Below are 17,977 nucleotides of genomic sequence, written 5' to 3'. Positions count from 1 at the left end.
CCGGCACGGCGACGGGCCGTCAGGGAGGGTACGGATTTTCGGTTTCGCCTGACGGCATATACCGATGACCGGTATATCTAGGTGACATGACAGAACGTTCGATGCAGGAGCCCACGCTGCTCCTGCTCACCGCCCTCGCCGACGCCCCGCGCCACGGCTACGCCCTGATCCAGGAGATCGCCGCGATCTCCGGCGGCCGGGTCCGGATGCGGGCCGGCACCCTGTACGGCGCGCTCGACCGGCTGCTCGGACAGGGCCTGATCCGCGTCGAGAGCGAGGAGGTGGTGGACGGCCGGGCCCGCCGCACCTACGCGCTCAGCGACAGCGGCCGGGCCGTGCTGGCCGCCGAGGCCGAACGGCTGCGCGCCGTCGCCGCCGAGGCCGAGCGCCGGCTCGCCGCACCCGCCCGCCCCCGACTGAACGGAGCCTTCGCATGAGCGGCCGGATGATCGACGCGGTCCTGAGGCTCTACCCGGTCGGCTACCGGACCGACCGCGGCGCCGAACTCGCCGACGTCTACGACTCGTTGGCCGCCGACACCGGCCGCCTCGCGCGCGCCCGCGAGCTGGCCGGCCTGGCCGGCCACGGCCTGCGGCTGCGGGCCGGGCTCACCTCCCGCGGGCTGCCCGGCCAGGTGCTCGCGGCGGCGGTGCCGTTCGTCGTGGGGGCCGGGTTCGGCCGGCAGGCCGGTTCGGCGTGGCAGGTGTCGCCGTTCGACTTCGCCTGGCACGGGCCGCTGCGCTTCTGGGGGGTCGGCCTCGCCGCCGCCTGGGCCCTCGCACTGGCGGCCGGGCTCTCCGGCCGCTGGACGGCGGCCCGCTGGACCGCGGCCGCGGCGACCGTCGGCGGGATCGCGCTGCTGGTCGGCTGGAGCATCCAGAGCCCGCCGTACCAGCACCTGCCGCTGTCGTACTACCTCGGCCAGGCCGTACGGGCCGGCCTCGGCCCGCTCGCCTGGCTGGTGCTGCTGCTGTCGGCGCCCGCGGACCTGCTCGGCGGGCGGGCCCGCCGGACCGCGTGGAGCGCCCTCGCCGGCGTCGCGGTGGCGCTGCTGCTCACGGCCGGCAAGGAGGTCGTCCACACCCCGCTGCTGTGGGACCCGAGCTGGCACCCGTACCGGCTCGCCCTGGTGGCGCTGCCGCTGCTGGGCCTGGCCCGCGGCCGGATCCGGCTCGCCGCGGCGGCCGTCGGCGCGCTGCCGCTGCTGTTCGACGACGACCTCTGGTACTGGATCGACTTCGAGCTCGGCGGCGCCCGGCGGGCGGCGGGCTTCCTGGCGTTCGCGGTGCTGGCCGTACTGGCGGCCCGGTGGCTGCGGCGACGCGGTGACGCCGAGCCGGACCGCCCGCCGACGGCCGGCTGAGCGCGGACCCGCAGGGGGCTCGCCGCGGCGGCGGACGGTGTGGCAAGGTAGCGACATGTCTAGACCAGTCTTCGAAGTCATCGCGCTGACCGCGCAGGATGCCCAGGCCGCCGCAGCCGGCGGCGCCGACCGCCTCGAACTGGTCACCGACATGGCCGCCGACGGGCTCACCCCCTCGGTGGCCGCCTTCGCCGAGATCCGCGCCGCCGTCGACCTCCCGCTGCGGGTCATGCTGCGCCTGCGCGACGGCTTCACCCCCGGGGACCTCGACGGGCTGCTCACCCGCGCCGCCGCCCTGCGCGCCGAAGGCGCCGAGGAGTTCGTACTCGGCTTCCTCGCCGCCGACGGCACCCTGGACCTGCCCGCCACCCTGGCCGTCGCCGGAGCCGTGGCCGGCTGCCGGTGGACCTTCCACCGGGCCATCGACCACAGCACCGACCGGGCCGCCCTGCGCGCCGCCCTTGACGGCCTGCCCAGCCTCGACACCTACCTCACCTCCGGCGCCGCCGCCGGCGTCGACCACGGTCAGAGCGTCCTGGAAGGCGAACTGGCCAAGGCCGGCGACCCCGGCTACCGGCAGCAGATCCTGGTCGGCGGCGGCCTGCGGGCCGAGCACCTCCCGGCCCTGCGCGCCGCCGGCTTCGACGCCTTCCACATCGGCGGGGCCGTCCGCCCGGACGGCTGGCGCGGCCCCGTCGACGCGGCCGCCGTCGCCCGGTGGCGGACCCTGCTGGACGCCTGAGCCGCCCCGGGCCGGGCCCGCCCGCCGCTCAGCGCAACTGCTCGGGCAGCGGCTCACCGTGCAGCACGGTCAACCCGGACACCGCCCGGGTCAGCGCCACGTACAGCCGGCGCAGCCCGGTCCGCTCGTCCGGCTCCCCGGCCACCACCGCGGCCGGCTCGTCCAGCACCACGTAGTCGTACTCCAGACCCTTGGCCAGCGAGGCCGGCACCAGCGTGAGCCGGGCCTGCGCCGTGGTCTCGGCACCCGGCTCCAGGAACGGCAGCCCCGCCCCGGCCAGCGCCTCGGCGAACAGCGGGATCCGGGCGTCGGCCGCGATCAGACCGACCGAGCCCTCGAACGCCAGCGCCGCCCGGCAGGCCGCCACCACCTCCCCGACCAGCCCGTCCGGAACGTGGCGGACCGCCAGCGAGCCCGGCAGCTCGCGGACCGAGCCGGCCGGCGCGAGCCCCGGGGCGATCGTGGGCAGCAGCCGCGAGGCGTACACGATCACCTCCTCCGGCACCCGGAAGCCCTGGGTCAGCTCCTCCACGTGCGCGCCCGCCTTGCCCAGGTGGTGCAGCGCCTCCGGCCAACTGCCGGTCGCCCACGGGGTGGTGCCCTGCGCCAGGTCGCCGAGGACGGTCGCCGAACCGGTCGAACAGCGCCGCCCCACGGCCCGGTACTGCATCGGCGAGAGGTCCTGCGCCTCGTCCAGCACCACGTGCCCCAGCGACGGGGTGCGCCGCACCAGATCCGCGGCCTCGTCGACCAGCACGGCGTCCGCCGCCGACCAGCGGGCCGACTTCACCGAGCGGGGCGCCTTCGGCCAGCGCACCGCCAGCTGCTCCTCGGGCGTGAGGATCCCGTCCGCGCACGCGGCCAGGAAGTCGGCGTCGCCGAGCAGCCGGTGCACCAGCTTGACCGGGTCCACGGCCGGCCAGCAGGCCCGGACCACCGCCTTGACCGCCGGGTTGCGGGCGACCGCGTCCTGCACCCGGTCGTCGGGGGCCTCGCCGCCCTGCTCCATCTTCACCAGCACGGCGTGCGCGATGCGCTGCGGCAGGGCCTCCCCGGCCGCCCCGTAGCGGATCTCACGCCCCTTCAACTCCTCGATGATCTCGGTGAGTTCGTACGCCGGGACGCGCCAGCGGCGGGAGCCGCGGACCACCACGCATGGCTCGGTCGGCAGACTGATCCCGGACCGCACGGCCCGCCGCAGCACCTCGGCCATCCGGGCGTCGCCCTTGATTGTCGCCGCCTCGGCGCCGTCCTCGCCGCGCACCTCGACCTGGGAGACCAGCTCCTGCACGGTCGCTTGGGCGACGTCCACCTCGCCGAGCGCGGGCAGCACCTGCTCGATGTAGTGCAGGAACGAGCGGTTCGGGCCGACCACCAGGGTGCCGGTACGGGCGAGGCGCTCCCGGTGCGCGTACAGCAGATAGGCGACCCGGTGCAGGCCGACGGCGGTCTTCCCGGTGCCGGGGGCGCCCTGGACGCAGACGGTGCCGGTCACGTCGGCCCGCACGATCTCGTCCTGCTCGGGCTGGATGGTGGCCACGATGTCGCGCATCGGCCCGACGCGGGGCTTCTCGATCTCGGCCGCCAGCAGCGCCGAGCGGGTGTCGGTCTCCGCCGGGTCGGTCAGGTGCTCGTCCTCGTACGCGGTCAGCTCGCCGCCGGTGTAGCCGAACCGGCGGCGCCGCTCGACGTCCATCGGCTCCTTGCGGCTGGCCCGGTAGAACGGCTGGGAGACCGGTGCCCGCCAGTCGATCACCATCGGGTCGCCGCCGGCGTCGTGGACGTGCCGGCGGCCGATGTAGAACCGCTCCCCGGAGGCGCCCTCGGCGTCCTCGCCGCCGACCGCGTGCAGGTAGTCCAGCCGGCCGAAGAACAGCGGGGTGTGCGCCAGATCGGCCAGCGCGGCGATCCGCAGCTCGATCTGGTTGCGCAGGACGGCGGCGGACACCCAGGTGCCGGTCACGTCCCGCAGGTCCAGCGACTCGACGTCCTCGCGCATCACGCGAAGCGCCGCCCGCGAAGCGGCCAGGTGGTCCCGCTCGCGGCGCAGCGGATCGTCGGTGGGGGTGGCAGATGGCACAGCGAACCTTCCCGGCTGCCCGGCCGCTCGGAAGGGGTGGGGCGGGGCAGCGGACTCGTCGTAGCTCACGGTGAAAGGGGTACCGCCGGTTGCCGACCGGTCGGGACCTCCCACGGCTGCCGACGACACGGGCACCACGGTTCGGGAGGGGACAGACCGGAGATCATAGACCCGCCCGTGGGACGGCGCGAATCCTTATCCGAGGCGTCCACGGCCCGGTCCACGGCGTCCACGGCCCGCCGGGCGCCGCCGTCGGCCGGTCCGCACCCCGAGGGGCACCCCTGAGGGGCCCGGGGACCCCCGTACGCCGGAAGGACGATCCGGACCCCGCCGACTACGGCCTTTGGACCGATGCCGTCCGCCCCGTCGGAAACCTATTGTGGAAGACATGAGCACCGCCCACATCACGGCGCCCCGGGCCGCGGCCTCGGCCCCCCGGGTGCGCAACCCCCACCCCTCCGTCCCCACCCAGCGGACCGCCGCCGGAGCCACCTCGGCGACCGGCCCGCGCCGCCGCAACCCGGTCTCCACGGCGGTCCGCAACGTCGGCATCGCGCTCGACACCGCCGCCCGGGTGGTCTTCCTCGGCCGCGACGGCGTCGGACTCTGACCCCCGCGGGGGCCGGACCCACGACCCCCGCGGCGCCGGCGGCTACACGTCGTCGGCGTCGATGATCCGGTACGCGTAGCCCTGCTCGGCCAGGAAGCGCTGCCGGTGCGCCGCGAAGTCCTGGTCGACCGTGTCGCGGGCGACCACCGAGTAGAAGTGCGCCGAGTGCCCGTCCGCCTTGGGCCGCAGCACCCGCCCGAGGCGCTGGGCCTCCTCCTGGCGCGAACCGAAGGTCCCGGAGACCTGGATGGCGACCGTCGCCTCCGGCAGGTCGATCGAGAAGTTCGCGACCTTGGAGACCACCAGCACGCTGATCTCCTTGGTCCGGAACGCCTCGAACAGCTTCTCGCGTTGGGCGTTGCTGGTCTCGCCCTTGATCACGGGGGCGTTCAGGGTCTCCCCGAGCTCGTCCAGCTGGTCGATGTACTGGCCGATCACCAGGGTCTGGTCACCGGCGTGCTTGCGGACCAGCGACTCCACCACCCGGCGCTTGGTGGCGGTGGTCGAGCAGTACCGGTACTTCTCCTCCGGCTCGGCGGTCGCGTAGGTCAGCCGCTCCGAGTCGGACAGCGTGACCCGCACCTCGCAGCAGTCGGCCGGCGCGATGTAGCCCTGCGCCTCGATCTCCTTCCAGGGCGCGTCGAAGCGCTTCGGGCCGATCAGCGAGAACACGTCGCCCTCCCGGCCGTCCTCGCGCACCAGGGTGGCGGTCAGCCCGAGCCGGCGCCGGGCCTGCAGGTCGGCGGTGAACTTGAAGACCGGTGCGGGCAGCAGGTGCACCTCGTCGTAGACCACCAGACCCCAGTTGCGGGCGTCGAACAGCTCCAGGTGCGCGTACACGCCCTTCCGCTTGGTCGTCATCACCTGGTACGTGGCGATGGTGACCGGACGGATCTCCTTCCTGGTCCCGCTGTACTCGCCGATCTCGTCCTCGGTCAGCGAGGTCCGCTTGACCAGCTCGTGCTTCCACTGCCGGGCCGAGACGGTGTTGGTCACCAGGATCAGCGTCGTCGACTTGGCCTCGGCCATCGCCGCCGCGCCCACCAGCGTCTTGCCCGCGCCGCAGGGCAGCACCACCACGCCGCTGCCGCCGTGCCAGAACCCCTCGACGGCCTGCTGCTGGTACGGACGCAGGTGCCAGCCGTCCTGCTCCAGCTCGATCGGGTGCGCCTCGCCGTCCACGTACCCGGCGTGGTCCTCGGCCGGCCAGCCGAGCTTCAGCAGCACCTGCTTGATCTGGCCGCGCTCGGAGGGGTGCACCACGACCGTGTCCGGGTCGACCCGGGCCCCGACCAGCGGGACGATCTTCTTGGAGCGCAGCACCTCCTCCAGCACCGGCCGGTCGGTGGTGGACAGCACCAGCCCGTGCACGGGGTGCTTCTGCAGCTGCAGCCGGCCGTAGCGGGCCATGGTGTCGGCCACGTCGACCAGCAGCGCGTGCGGCACCGGGTAGCGGGAGTACTTCACCAGGGCGTCCACCACCTGCTCGGCGTCGTGCCCGGCGGCGCGAGCGTTCCACAGCCCCAGCGGGGTCACCCGGTAGGTGTGGATGTGCTCAGGGGCCCGCTCCAGCTCGGCGAACGGCGCGATGGCACGGCGGCAGTCGGCGGCCCGGGGGTGGTCGATCTCCAACAGCAGCGTCTTGTCGCTCTGGACGATGAGCGGTCCGTCGTTCACGCCTGTGCCCTTTCGATGAGGCCAAACATCCAGTGTGCCGTACGGCGGCAGGGGGCAGGGGCGGGACGGCGGCTGCCCCCCGCGCGGGTGGTGGTGGGTGACCGGACGCGGGCGGGCTCGTTGGGCAGGCCATGAACACGCGCAACCGCTTCCTGGCCGGCCTCGCCCTCACGGGTGCCGCCGTCGCCACCGCCGTCGGTGCGACCCCCGCGCAGGCCGCCCCGACCCCCGGCCTGGACCAGGTGGCCGACATCGGCCAGCCCGGCGGACTGTTCGGCACCGCGGCCTTCACCGTGACCGGGCTGCTGACCGGGGTCGAGCCCAAGGTGCCCGACCCGCAGTCGATCGTCGACCAGGCGAAGAAGCAGAAGCAGGAGCAGGACGCCCAGAAGGCCCAGCAGCAGCACTGAGGCCGCCGCAGCAGCACCGAGGCCGCCGGGCCGCGGGCGCCTCCGCTCAGTCCGTGAGCCAGACGTACGCCGCGAAGCGGCCGGTGGTCTGCTCGCGGCGGTGCGAGAAGAAGTCCCGGTCCTCCATGGTGCACCGGTCGTCGTGCCGGATTCCGGTCACCCCGGCGCGGGTGAGCTGGGCGGTGATCCCCGCCCGGACGTCCAGCGCCGGGGTGTCCCGGCGGGTGGTGGACCACAGTTCCGGCAACCCGGCGCAGGCCTCCTCGCGCATCGCCGCGGGCACCTCGTAGCACCGGCCGCAGGCCAGCGGCCCGACCAGGGCCACCAGGTCGGCCGGGTTGCTGCCGTGCTCGGCCATCGCGGCGACCAGGGCAGGCACCACCCCCGACACGGTGCCGACCCGCCCGGAGTGCGCGGCGCCGATCCGCCGCCCGACCGGGTCGGCCAGCAGTACCGGCGCGCAGTCGGCGGCCAGCGCGGCGAGCGCGAGGCCGGGCCGGTCGGTGTGGACGGCGTCGAGCGGCGGCGCGTCGGTGCCGAACGGCTCGGTGACGTACCGGACCTCCGCGCTGTGCACCTGCCGCATGAACACCACCCGGGCCGGGTCCAGGCCGAGTCCACGGGCGGTCAGCTCACGGTTGCGGCGGACCGCGGCCGGGTCGTCGGCGGTGGTGCCGCCCAGGTTGCGGGTGTCGAACGGCGGCGCGCTGACGCCGCCGTGGCGGTCGGCGACGGCGTACCGGATGCCGGGTGCGAGTTCCATCTGGTCTCCCCCAGGGGTGGGTGGTGGTCCGGGCCGGCGGTCAGTCCTCGTCGACCTCGGCGACGCCGGTGATCCGGTGCAGGGCGAAGGTGCGCACCTCGTCGGAGAGGTGGTCGTACGCGGTGACGAAGCCGCCCTCCACCTTGACCGGGTCGACCACCCGCTGCGAGGACAGCCCCTCCGCGTTGATGTACCCGATCCACATGCGTTCGCCCAGCAGCACCGCGGTCTGCAGCGCGGCGAGGGTGTCGGCGGCGGCGGTGCGCGGCAGCTGCCGCAGGTCGGCGCGGGCCGGCCCGCTCTGCTGGACGGTCGCGGCCGGGCCGGCCACGGTCTCCCGCCGTACCGCGGTGGCGGCCCGGTCACCGGCCCTGATCGCCTTCAGCGCGGCCGCCAGCAGGGTGGCGTCCGGCCGCGGCGGGCCGTCCGGGAGCGGTACGGGGGCGGTCCGCGGAAGCGTCCGGTGGCTGTCCGGGCGGGTGATCAGCACGTCCCCCTCGGCGGACTCGGCGACCGGCGCGTACCCCATCTGCCGGACCACCCCGAGCAGCGTCTCCGGCCCGGCCTGGGCGGCGAGCACGGTGGGGGCGAGCAGCCGCAGCCGCAGTTCGGCCGCCCGCTTGTCGGCGATCACCTCGGCGAGCAGCGCCGGGTCGTCGCAGCGCAGGTACGAGGAGGCGGCGCCGACCCGCAGCACGCCGTGCCGGCGGGCCACGTCGTCGATCAGGTAGCTGAGCGGCTGCGGCACCGGGGTGCGGGAGTGCCGTCCGAGGAAGGTGTGCAGGTCGGCGGCGGTGCGACCGGCGTCCAGTGCGCGGCGTACCGATTCGGGGGTGAAGCGGTAGACGGTGGCGCCGCCCTTGGACTCGACGTCGGCGCACAGGGCGAGCGCCTGGGCCAGCGGGGTGAGCAGCGGGCCCGGCGCGATGGCGGTCAGGTCGGGCTGCAGGATGACGTGGTCGAGCGGCTGCGGCAGCAGCGGCTCCAGCAGGGGGGCGGGGTCGGCGCCGGTCAGCAGGGCGCGGGCCGGGCCGGCCAGGGCGCCGCGGCCGGTGACGCCGAGCAGTTCGGCCTCGGCGAGGGTCCAGCCGGTGAGCTGGTCGCGCAGGTCGCGGCCGTCCGGTCCGGTGGGGCCGCCGCGCAGCGGGCGCTGCCAGCGCAGTACCGGCAGCAGGGCCTCGGCGCCCGCGACCGAGCCGGCGGGCAGGTCGGCGAGCAGGGTGAGGGCCGCGCGGCGGACCACCGGGGCGAGGGTGCGGTCGAGTTCGGGGCCGAGTGCGGCGCGGGTACGGCCCTTGCCGTCGGGGGTGCCGGTCAGTGCGGCCACCCGGCTGGCGGTGAACCAGCTGCGGGCCAGGTGGGCCCAGCGGTCGGCGGTCGGCTGCTGGCGCCAGGTGTCGTACCCGGGGGTGGGTGCCCAGCGCTCGTCGGCCTCCCCGTCCGGGGCGAGCAGGCCCGCGGTGTAGGCGAGTTCGAGCCAGAACGCGGCGGTGGGCTCGGGGCACTCCAGGATCAGGGCGGCCCGCTTGAGGTCGCGTACGCCGAGGCCGCCGGCGCGCAGGGTGGCGGGCGGGGTGAGGCCCCAGGCCTCCAGCAGTTCCTCGACGGTGGCGACGGCGGTGTGGGCCTGGCCGGCGGCGGCGGCGTCCACCGTCTGCGGGTCGTGGGCGGTGGTGGCGGTGAGGGCCGGTGGCGCCGGTTCGACGGTGCGGTGACTGCGGCCGCCGCGCAGGTGCAGGGCCAGTTCGCGGGGCAGCACCACCGAGCCGGCGCTGGAGGGCAGCAGCAGGCCGCGGGCCAGCAGCCACTCGACCGGGCTGCGGACCTCGTCGGCGGTGACCGGGCGGGCCGCGTCCGGGACGGTGCCGGTGGGCGGCCCCCAGACCAGCCGTTCCAGCAGGGCCAGGGCGGGTTCGGGCGCTTCGGCGAGCAGCGCGGCGCAGCGCCTGCGGTCGGTGAGCAGCGCGCCGAGGGCGGCCACCGCGGTCACCGGGTCGGCGGTCGGGGGGAGTCCGGCGCCGGTGAGCAGCTGCTGGAGCCGCGCCGGGGACATGCCGACGGTCGCCTCGGCGAGGGTCGGGCCGAGGCCGGTGCGGCCGGGGTTGGCGGCGCTCGGGGCGAGTGCCTCGCGGACCGCGATGACCAGCCGCAGGGCGGAGTCCGGGCCCCAGAGCAGGGCCTGTTCGCGCAGCTCGGTGAGGGCGGCGGGCAGCGCGGCGGTGACGGCCTCGCGGTCGGCGGGGTCGGCCGCGGGGTGGGGCTTGACCCGGGCCGGGCCGGTCAGCAGGTTGCGGACGGCGGTGTCCGGGCCGCCGTCGGGGAGGGCGGCGAGCGCCTCGGCGACCTGGAGGGTGAAGCGGTCCAGGCGTTCCAGGGCGCGCAGGGCGGAGGCGCGGCTGGAGAGCCGGGCGGCGAGCTGGGTGAGGTCGCCGGGGACCGGGTTGAGCAGATCGGGCCGCGCGCGGAGCAGGCCGGTGAGCGCCTGGTCGCTCCGGGCGCGGAGCTCCTCGGCGAGCGTGCGGGGGGCGGTGGCCCGGCCGGGGCGAGACCCGCTCTGCGTTGTGGTCATCCGACCCAGGTTAGTCGGCCCGGACCAAGAGAAGGCAAGGCCCGGACGTCGCCGGGTGGGCGGGGCGGCCGCGGCGGCGACCCGGCGGTGGCCCGGCAGCGGGCACGGGGTACGGGCGCGGGGTACGGGCGCGTGACGGGCACGCGGCACCGGGACGGGGCGTGCGGGGGCGAACGGCTCGCTTGGGGAGCCCGGCAGTGGGTACCGTCAGCGCAGGTGGGCCGGCGGTGCGATACGGGGTGGCAGGGGCGATGGCGGACAGTCCTACGGGTGGCGACAGCCCCACGGGCGGCGAGTGGTGGCGGGCGGGGAAGCGGGTGCTCGGCGCGGTCCGTTCCGGCGGTGGCGACGGGGCCGGGCGGCCCGAGGAGAGCGTGTACACGGCCGAGGTGCCGGCGCCGCCGGGCTGGGCCAAGCCGCCGGCCGTCGCCGAAGGGGCCGGGGCCGTACCGGTCCAGGGCGGCGGGGCGGTGGACCGGCCCGCGCGGCCGCTCGGCGGCGAGGACGTCACGGCGCGGTTCCCGGGCTGGGACACCGTCAGGTTCTACCCGTTCGAGGAACCCGCCCCGGCGCCGGTGCCGCCGCCGCGGGAGACCGCCGAGGTGCCCGTCACGGCCGCCGAGGCCCCGGCCCCGGCGGCGGAGGCCGGCGCGGCGGTGGCGGCCCGGGGCGCCGGGCTGCTGGCCGGCCGGCGGCCCGCGCCGCTGCTGCTGGTGGCGTCGGCGGCGCTGCTGGCCGGGGCGTACACGGGCGTGCTGCTGGCGATGCTGGGCGGCTGGGGCGCGGCGTACCTGTCCCGGGGGCTCGGGGACACCACCAAGAAGTTCGCGGTGCTGGGGATCCCGCTGGCCTGCATGACCGGCGCGTCGGTCTGGTTCTGGGGCCGGGCCCAGGGGCGCTGGGGTACGCCGGTCGACGCGGGCACCTCGATGGGCAAGGTGACCTGGGACGCGGCGCCGGGGGTGCTGCGGCTGGCGGCGGTGCTGACGGCGGTGTTCCTGCTGGCGCTCACCCTGCGCCGGCGCAAGGAGGCCTGAGGACGCCCGGCGCCGCGCCCGGGCCGGCCCGCCCCCGCCGGGGCGGCAGACGCGCGGTGGGCGCCAGGACGGGCCGGGAGGCCGCGGACGAGCGGCCGGACGGCGCGGCGCCGTCGACGGCGGAACGCGCACGGTGACGGATCGTCAGTGTGCCCGTACGGCGGTCGTGTAGCGGATCGAGGTGCGGCGGGTCAGGTCGCCGTCCGGACCGGCCAGCGGCGCGAGCGCGGCGAACGCCGCCCGCCTGGCCTGCGGCATCCGGTCGGCGGGGATCGCGGCCAGGGTGCTGCGGCGTCCGCTCGCCCACAGTGCGTCCCACCAGGCCTGCGGGTCCGGGTAGTGGGTGACGGCCTCGTGCTCGACGCTGCGGACCTCGGTGAAGCCCGCCGCAGTGAGCAGCCCGGCCGCGCCGTCCGCGTCCCGGGCGAGCGGGTTGGAGCCGCCGGTGCGCCCGCCGCGCAGGGCGCCGGGCGGCGGGTCGGCGGCGAAGGCGGCGAGCGCCGCCGAGGGCTCGGCCCAGCGGGGGTCCTCCGCGCCGAAGGCGGTGAACCCGAACAGCCCGCCCGGCGCCAGCAGCCGGTGGGCCGCGGCCGCCGCCGCGGCCGGATCGGGGGTGTGGATGACCGCGAACGAGGACAGCACGGCATCGAAGGAGCCGTCGGGGAAGCCCGGCCGTTCCGCGTCGCCGAGCCGCACCGAGACCTGCGCCAGCCCGCGGGCGGCGGCGTCGGCCGAGGTGCGGCGGACCATCCCGGGCGCCAGGTCGATCCCGACCGCCGTCCCCCCGGGCCCGACCGCCTCGGCCGCCGGGAACAGCACCGCACCCCGACCGCAGCCGAGGTCGAGCACCCGCCGGCCCGGCCGCAGCGCGGCCAGCGCGGCCAGCCGGGCCCCGACCGGGTTGAAGAACGGGCCGTTGCGGGCCTCGTAGTCGTCGGCGACCAGCGAGAAGGTGTGGGCGAGTTCGTCCTTGCGCCGGCGGGCGGGGTCCTCGCCGCGCCGCGTGTCGGGCGTGCGGTCCCGGGCCTCGGGCGCGCGGTCGCGGGCCTCGGGCGGGCGCTGCTGGGCGTCGGGCATGCCGTCATGCTCGCCCGCCGGGTGGCCGCCGGGCAAGAGCGGCCAGGCGGTTCCCGGCGCCCGGCAGCACCCGCCGCACTACCCGCCGAGGGCGCGCTGGAGTTCGGCGATGACCAGGTTGGCGCCGGTGTACCCGATGCCCTCGAACCAGAGCTGGTCCTCGACCGGGAACGCCCGGTGGGCCTTGACCGCGCCCAGCGCCTGCCAGGCGGAGCTGCTCAGGGCGGTGGTGGCGCCCGCCCGGTCGGGGTCGCCGTAGGTGGAGTGGAACAGGAAGTCGCCGTCGGCCAGGGCGAGCTGGTCGAGGGTCACCTCCACGTCGAGCCGGTCGGTGTTCTGCGGGTCCGGCCGGTTCAGCTGCAGGTCGGTCAGGACCGTGCCGATGAAGCTCTGCCGCCCGTACAGCCGGATCCCCGGGGAGCCCTCGACGAACCGCACCACGCTGATCCGCCGCCCGCCCGAGCCGGCCGCGCCGATCGCCTGCACGGCCTGGGCGACGTGCCGGTTGTACGCGCCCACCACGGCGGCCGCCTGCTCCCGGCGGCCGAGCGCGGCCGCGTGCAGCTGGAAGTTGTCCCGCCAGGGGGCGCCGGTGGTCCGGCTGAGGACGGTGGGGGCGATCCGGGCCAGCGCGTCGTAACGGCCGTCGTCCCGGGCGAGGTTGCCGAGGATCAGCTGCGGGGTCAGGCCGATGATCCGGGCCAGGTCGGGGTCGCCGATGTCCCCGGCCACCTCGACCTGTTCCAGCCGCGAGAGCGGCCAGTACGAGGGCAGCCCGGCGTCCAGCGGGGCCTTGAGGGCGCCGACCGGGGTGATGCCCAGCGTCATCGCCGAGTCGAGCTCGGCGGTGTCCAGCGCGATCACCCGGACCGGGTGCGCGGGCACCACCACCGGGCCGTTGCCCGCCTGCACGGTGCCGCCCGGGGTCGGTACGGGGGCCCGGCCCGCCGCGGTGCCGGCCGGCGGGGACTGCGGCTGACCGCCGGAGCCGGTGCACCCGGCCAGCAGGGCGGCGCCGAGCCCGGCCAGGGCGGCGCGGCGGGACGGCTGGGGCGGCACGCGCGGACCTCCGGATCGCGGTCGGTGCCCGGCCCGTGCTCGGGGTCGACGCGGCCGGCTCTCAGCGATTATGTCCGGTTTGCCGGGTCGGTCCGGTTCATTTCGCCGCTCCCGGGGTGGCCTGTCGGCCACCGCATAGGCTGGCGGCCATGGCGCTCACCGTTGGCTTCGACCTCGACATGACCCTGCTCGACACCCGTCCCGGCATCAAGGCCACGTACGACGTGCTGTCCGCCGAGACCGGCGTGTGGATCGACAGCGACCTCGCGGTCAGCCGGCTCGGCCCGCCGCTGGCCCGGGAGATCGCCGAGTGGTTCCCGCCCGCCCGGGTGCAGGCGGCCGCCGACCGCTACCGGGCGCTGTACCCGGAGCACGCCGTGGAGCGCGCCCTGCTGCTGCCCGGCGCCCTGGAGGCGGTCCGCGCGGTCCGCGAGTGCGGCGGCCGGGTCGCGGTGATCACCGGCAAGCACGAGCCCAACGCCCGGCTGCACCTGACCGCGGCCGGCCTCGACGCGGACGTCCTGGTGGGCGACCTGTGGGCGGAGACCAAGGGCGCCGCGCTGCGCGAGCACGGCGCGGCCGTGTACGTCGGCGACCACCTCGGCGACATCGCCGGGGCCCGGGCGGCGGACGCGGTCGCGGTCGGCGTGGCCACCGGGCCGTACGGCGCGGCGGAGCTGGCCGAGGCCGGGGCGGACGTGGTGCTCGACGACCTGACCGGCTTCCCGGCCTGGCTGGCCGGCTACCTGGCCTCGGCCACCGCCGCGGGCGCCTGAGTACCCACGGCGGCCGGTTGTGCCGCCCGCTCGGTGACCCGGCGCCGCTGCGCCCGGGCGGAGAGCAGCAGCCCGGTCACCGACAGCAGGAAACCGAGCGGCATCAGCATGCACAGCCAGTACGCGAAGCTGGGGAAGCGCGGGAGGTCGAAGAAGAGCGGTACGAAGGTCACCAGGGTGGCCACGGCCCCGGCGCCGAAGACCAGGCCCCCGGTCCTGACCAGCGCATCGCCCCGGTCCGCACGCTGACTGCTCACAACTGACTCCTTCTCGCCTCGACGGCCCAGTGTCGCAGAACGTCCCGACCCCCGCCGATCGGCGGGGGCGGGGTCCGTCTGTACGCTCAGGTTTCCCAGGGAACTCTCAGGCACCCTGGTGATTGTCGTACTGCGGTTTCTGCGGGGGGAATCCCGGAGACCGGGCCATCGGGATACAGGGGCTTACACACGCATGGGTCTGACCAGTCACAAGGTGCTGGCGCTGTCCGCGCTGGTCTCGCTCCTGATGGTGGCCGGCACGGTCTGGCTGTGGCCGCGGCTGGCCCGCAGCGGCTGGGCCGCGATCTGCGGCCGGATCGGCACGATCATCGCCACCCAGCTGACCGTGATGTGCACCCTGGGCCTGCTGGCCAACAACTCCTTCGCCTTCTACAGCAGCTGGGACGACCTGCTGGGCACCGGTGACAACGGCCCGGTGACCATCGAGAACCAGTTCGCGGACGGCCGCCGCACGGCCGGCATCCAGCAGATCTCCGACGAGAACGTGCGCGGCGCGAAGTCGGTCGGCCGGGACCCGGCGCTGGTCGGCAAGCTGGAGCGGATCCGGATCCCGGGCGCCACCACCGGCCTGTCCACCGAGGGTTACGTCTACCTGCCGCCGCAGTACTTCCAGCCCGACTACCGGGACCGCAGGTTCCCCGCCGTGATCGCCATCACCGGCTTCCCCGGCGACGCCAAGAACCTGGTCAGCAAGCTCAACTACCCGGCCACCGAGCTGCAGCAGATCCGCGACGGCAGGATGAAGCCCGCCGTGCTGGTGCTGATGCGCCCCTCCCCGGCGATGCCGCGCGACACCGAGTGCGAGGACGTCCCGGGCGGCCCGCAGGCCGAGTCGTACTTCGCCAAGGACGTGCCGGCCGCGATCCGCGCCTCGTACCGGGTCGGCGACGGGGCCGGCGACTGGGGCCTGATCGGCAACTCCACCGGCGGCTACTGCGCGCTGAAGCTGTCCATGAAGCACCCCGAGGTGTACTCGGCCGCCGTGTCGCTGTCCGGCTACTACCGCGCCGCCGAGGACCCCACCACCGGCGACCTCTTCGACGGCCGCCAGCAGCGCCGCGACGAGGCCGACCTGGGCTGGCGCCTCGCCAACCTGCCGCATCCCGCGGTCTCCCTGCTGGTCGGCGGCAGCAAGGAGGGCGACGGCGACTACTACGACAACACCCGGCGGTTCGTCGCCGCCGCCAAGGGCGGCCCGACCAAGGTGTCCTCGATCACGCTGGAGACCGGCGGCCACAACTTCAACACCTGGAACCGGATGCTGCCGGCCTCGCTCGGCTGGCTGTCCGAACACCTCAACGCCCCCTCCTGACCCACCCCTTGACGGCCGCCCCGGCCGAACCGGCCCGCGCGGCCCCGCCCGCCCTCCGGCGCCCGCCGTGACCAGGCATCGGTCACTGCCCGGAGTTTCCTGGCAGCGGGGAGTTTCGACCGCGCCCCGGCCGGGGTATGCAGCCATCGCGCGGGGTCCGGCGGACGCCCCGCCCTACCGATCGGGGGTGAGAGCCAGTGGTCAGCGCCATGTCGCACCCTGGCCCGGCCAGGCCCCGATCCGGATCTGCTGCAGCGCATGAGTGAGCAGCTGAGAGATCATTGATCCGCTGTCCGGCCGACCCGCCGCGCGTGGTCGGTCCGGCTCCCCGTCCAGCGGGCCCCGGGCGATGCCGGGGCCGCTCCCACACCCACCCGAGGACTTCCGAGATGCCCACCGGCCAGGTCAAGTGGTTCAACGAGACGAAGGGCTACGGCTTCCTGTCGCGCGACGACGGCGGCGAGGTCTTCGTGCACACCAAGGCGCTGCCCACCGGCGTCACCACGCTTCGGCCGGGGCAGCGGGTCGAGTTCGGCATCGCCGCGGGCCACCGCGGCGACCAGGCGATGGGCGTCACGCTGCTGGACGCGCTGCCCTCGGTGGCGGCGGCCCAGCGCAAGAGCGCGGACGACATGGCCCCGATCGTGCAGGACCTGATCTCCACCCTCGACGCGGTCCTGCCCGGCCTGCAGCGCGGCCGCTACCCGGCCAAGCCGACCGGCCAGCAGCTCGCGGTCCTGCTGCGCGCGGTGGCCGAGCAGTTCGACGTCTGAGCGCCGCCGCCGCGGTGTCCGCGGCCGGTGCTCAGAACGCCAGCGCGCCCGGGTCGACCGCGGGGACCAGCCCCTCCTCGGCGGCCCGGGCCAGCAGCGCCCGCACCGCGGCGTAGCCCTCCTCGCCGAGCTCGGCGGTGAACTCGTTGACGTACAGCCCGATGTGGCTGTCCGCCACCTGCGGGTCCATCTCCTGGGCGTGCGCCAGCACGTAGCCGCGGGAGGCCGCCGGGTCGTCCCACGCCATGGTCACCGAGGTGCGGATGGTCGCGGCCAGCTCGCGCAGCCGCTCGGCGCCGAGCGAGCGGCGGGCCACGATCGCGCCGAGCGGGATCGGCAGGCCGGTCTCCAGCTCCCACGCCTCACCCATGTCGGCCAGGCTGTGCAGCCCGTACCGCCGGTAGGTGAACCGGGCCTCGTGGATCACCAGGCCGGCGTCCACCCGGCCGTCCCGCACGGCGGGCATGATCTCGTGGAACGGCAGCACCACGATCTCCCCGAAGCCGCCCGGCACGGCCTTCGCGGCCCAGAGCCGGAACAGCAGGTACGCGGTCGACCGCTCGCTCGGCACCGCCACCGTCCGGCCCGCCAGCGAGGCGGCGTCCCGCTCCCCGGCGGTGAGCACCAGCGGACCGCAGCCTCGGCCGAGTGCCCCGCCGCAGGGCAGCAGCGCGTACTCGTCGAGGACCCAGGGCAGCTGCCCGTAGGAGATCTTCAGCAGGTCCAGCTCGCCCCGCTCGGCCATGCCGTTGGTCAGGTCGATGTCGGCGAAGGTGACCTCGGGCGCGGCCGCGCCGGGCACCAGGCCGTGCGCCCAGGCGTGGAAGACGAAGGTGTCGTTGGGGCAGGGCGAGTACGCGGCCCTGAGCGGCTCAGCCATGGCGGACCTCCTGGAGCAGGGCTCGGTACGGCAGCGTCCGGAAGGCCCGCTCCAGGGCCCCCAGCGCCTCACCGATCCGCCAGGCGGCGCGGTCGCGCGGCCCGACGGCGTTGGACACGGCCCGGATCTCGAAGGCGGGGACGGCGAACCGGGCGGCCGCCTCGGCCACCCCGAACCCCTCCATGGCCTCCGCGACCGCGTCCGGGTGACGCACGGTCAGTTCCTGTGCCCGCCCGGCGCTGCCGGTGACCGTGGAGACGGTCAGCACGGCCCCCGAGGCGGCCTCCAGGGCCCGTACGGCGAGGCGGACGGCTGCGGGCGGCGGGGTGTGGCGGACGGTCCCGAAACCCAGCTCGGTGACGTCCTGGAAGCCCTCGGGCGTCTCGGCGCCCAGGTCGGCCGCGACGATCCGCTCCGCCACCACCAGCGAGCCGATCGGCGCCCGGGGTGCGAACCCGCCCGCGATCCCGGCCGAGTCGTGCCCGTCGACCAGGGCATGAGCTTCGGCGAGGACGTGATCGCCGTCTGGGGTGAGCTGCGCGGCACCAACACCGGCAGTTGGCTCGGCCTC

Annotated in this window: 18 protein-coding genes; 9 read left to right on the top strand and 9 right to left on the bottom strand. The window is 75.8% G+C overall.

What is annotated here, in order from left to right; genetic code table 11:
- The first annotated feature begins 86 nt into the window (after positions 1–86).
- Genes AB0D08_RS26260 through AB0D08_RS26250 form a run of 3 tightly spaced genes read left to right on the top strand, consistent with a single transcriptional unit; the run spans position 87 to position 2,105 of the window.
- A complete protein-coding gene (locus AB0D08_RS26260) occupies positions 87–437 on the top strand; it encodes a PadR family transcriptional regulator (RefSeq protein WP_051812089.1) in 351 nt (116 codons plus the stop codon).
- On the top strand, positions 434–1,363 hold the full coding sequence (locus tag AB0D08_RS26255; protein WP_359892107.1) for a hypothetical protein: 930 nt from the start codon (positions 434–436) through the stop codon (positions 1,361–1,363). Before AB0D08_RS26260 ends, AB0D08_RS26255 begins: the two co-directional genes overlap by 4 nt.
- Before the next feature lie 55 nt (positions 1,364–1,418).
- Positions 1,419–2,105 (top strand): copper homeostasis protein CutC, encoded by a 687-nt coding sequence (locus tag AB0D08_RS26250; protein ID WP_359892105.1) that lies wholly within the window; start codon positions 1,419–1,421, stop codon positions 2,103–2,105.
- A 28-nt stretch (positions 2,106–2,133) separates the two neighbouring features.
- On the opposite strand, the gene AB0D08_RS26245 is transcribed toward AB0D08_RS26250, so the two are convergent.
- Entirely contained in the window at positions 2,134–4,185 is a 2,052-nt protein-coding gene (locus AB0D08_RS26245) for an ATP-binding domain-containing protein (RefSeq protein WP_359892102.1), read from the bottom strand.
- A 388-nt stretch (positions 4,186–4,573) separates the two neighbouring features.
- Between AB0D08_RS26245 and AB0D08_RS26240 the strand changes: the two genes are divergently transcribed.
- Positions 4,574–4,795 carry a hypothetical protein gene (locus AB0D08_RS26240; protein WP_033819582.1) on the top strand — a complete coding sequence of 74 codons (222 nt, stop codon included), beginning with the start codon at positions 4,574–4,576 and terminating at the stop codon, positions 4,793–4,795.
- A gap of 42 nt (positions 4,796–4,837) precedes the next feature.
- Here AB0D08_RS26240 and AB0D08_RS26235 read toward each other — a convergent pair whose 3' ends face one another.
- Entirely contained in the window at positions 4,838–6,472 is a 1,635-nt protein-coding gene (locus AB0D08_RS26235; protein WP_359892099.1) for a DNA repair helicase XPB, read from the bottom strand.
- A gap of 131 nt (positions 6,473–6,603) precedes the next feature.
- On the opposite strand from AB0D08_RS26235, the gene AB0D08_RS26230 reads away from it, so the two are divergent.
- Complete coding sequence (locus AB0D08_RS26230) at positions 6,604–6,882, top strand: hypothetical protein (RefSeq protein ID WP_033819579.1); 279 nt, start codon at positions 6,604–6,606, stop codon at positions 6,880–6,882.
- A 46-nt stretch (positions 6,883–6,928) separates the two neighbouring features.
- Here AB0D08_RS26230 and pgeF read toward each other — a convergent pair whose 3' ends face one another.
- Together pgeF and AB0D08_RS26220 are read right to left on the bottom strand one after the other, a co-directional pair.
- Entirely contained in the window at positions 6,929–7,645 is a 717-nt protein-coding gene (pgeF, locus tag AB0D08_RS26225) for a peptidoglycan editing factor PgeF (protein WP_359892096.1), read from the bottom strand.
- A 40-nt stretch (positions 7,646–7,685) separates the two neighbouring features.
- The gene (locus AB0D08_RS26220) at positions 7,686–10,214 is read right to left on the bottom strand and encodes a helicase C-terminal domain-containing protein (RefSeq protein WP_359892093.1); all 2,529 of its coding nucleotides are present in this window, start codon (positions 10,212–10,214) and stop codon (positions 7,686–7,688) included.
- Positions 10,215–10,465: 251 nt separating this feature from the next.
- Between AB0D08_RS26220 and AB0D08_RS26215 the strand changes: the two genes are divergently transcribed.
- Positions 10,466–11,251, top strand: a complete 786-nt coding sequence (locus AB0D08_RS26215) for a hypothetical protein (protein ID WP_359892091.1) — start codon at positions 10,466–10,468, stop codon at positions 11,249–11,251.
- A 144-nt stretch (positions 11,252–11,395) separates the two neighbouring features.
- Here the strand turns inward: AB0D08_RS26215 and AB0D08_RS26210 are convergent, their stop codons facing one another.
- Both AB0D08_RS26210 and AB0D08_RS26205 read right to left on the bottom strand, forming a co-directional pair.
- Entirely contained in the window at positions 11,396–12,328 is a 933-nt protein-coding gene (locus AB0D08_RS26210; RefSeq protein WP_359892088.1) for a class I SAM-dependent methyltransferase, read from the bottom strand.
- 78 nt (positions 12,329–12,406) lie between these two features.
- Positions 12,407–13,387, bottom strand: a complete 981-nt coding sequence (locus AB0D08_RS26205; protein WP_033819567.1) for an iron-siderophore ABC transporter substrate-binding protein — start codon at positions 13,385–13,387, stop codon at positions 12,407–12,409.
- Positions 13,388–13,536: 149 nt separating this feature from the next.
- Between AB0D08_RS26205 and AB0D08_RS26200 the strand changes: the two genes are divergently transcribed.
- Positions 13,537–14,163 carry a haloacid dehalogenase-like hydrolase gene (locus tag AB0D08_RS26200; RefSeq protein ID WP_359892086.1) on the top strand — a complete coding sequence of 209 codons (627 nt, stop codon included), beginning with the start codon at positions 13,537–13,539 and terminating at the stop codon, positions 14,161–14,163.
- Here AB0D08_RS26200 and AB0D08_RS26195 read toward each other — a convergent pair.
- Positions 14,130–14,420 (bottom strand): hypothetical protein, encoded by a 291-nt coding sequence (locus tag AB0D08_RS26195; RefSeq protein ID WP_051812088.1) that lies wholly within the window; start codon positions 14,418–14,420, stop codon positions 14,130–14,132. The two genes, AB0D08_RS26200 and AB0D08_RS26195, sit on opposite strands and share 34 nt — an antisense overlap.
- Before the next feature lie 193 nt (positions 14,421–14,613).
- On the opposite strand from AB0D08_RS26195, the gene AB0D08_RS26190 reads away from it, so the two are divergent.
- Both AB0D08_RS26190 and AB0D08_RS26185 read left to right on the top strand, forming a co-directional pair.
- Positions 14,614–15,753, top strand: a complete 1,140-nt coding sequence (locus AB0D08_RS26190) for an alpha/beta hydrolase-fold protein (protein WP_033819570.1) — start codon at positions 14,614–14,616, stop codon at positions 15,751–15,753.
- 389 nt (positions 15,754–16,142) lie between these two features.
- Positions 16,143–16,526 (top strand): cold shock domain-containing protein, encoded by a 384-nt coding sequence (locus AB0D08_RS26185; RefSeq protein ID WP_033819571.1) that lies wholly within the window; start codon positions 16,143–16,145, stop codon positions 16,524–16,526.
- Positions 16,527–16,557: 31 nt separating this feature from the next.
- Here AB0D08_RS26185 and AB0D08_RS26180 read toward each other — a convergent pair whose 3' ends face one another.
- Both AB0D08_RS26180 and AB0D08_RS26175 read right to left on the bottom strand, forming a co-directional pair.
- Entirely contained in the window at positions 16,558–17,406 is an 849-nt protein-coding gene (locus tag AB0D08_RS26180; protein WP_033819572.1) for a 1,4-dihydroxy-6-naphthoate synthase, read from the bottom strand.
- Positions 17,399–17,977, bottom strand: a 579-nt coding sequence (locus AB0D08_RS26175; RefSeq protein ID WP_359892082.1) for a futalosine hydrolase, incomplete at its 5' end; no start/stop codon positions are given. The genes AB0D08_RS26175 and AB0D08_RS26180, both read right to left, overlap by 8 nt.

The organism is Kitasatospora sp. NPDC048540, assembly GCF_040651175.1.
In the GTDB taxonomy this organism is placed as follows: domain Bacteria; phylum Actinomycetota; class Actinomycetes; order Streptomycetales; family Streptomycetaceae; genus Kitasatospora.
The sequence above is the reverse complement of the archived record's forward strand: the minus strand, read 5'-3'. Positions and strand labels throughout refer to the sequence as shown.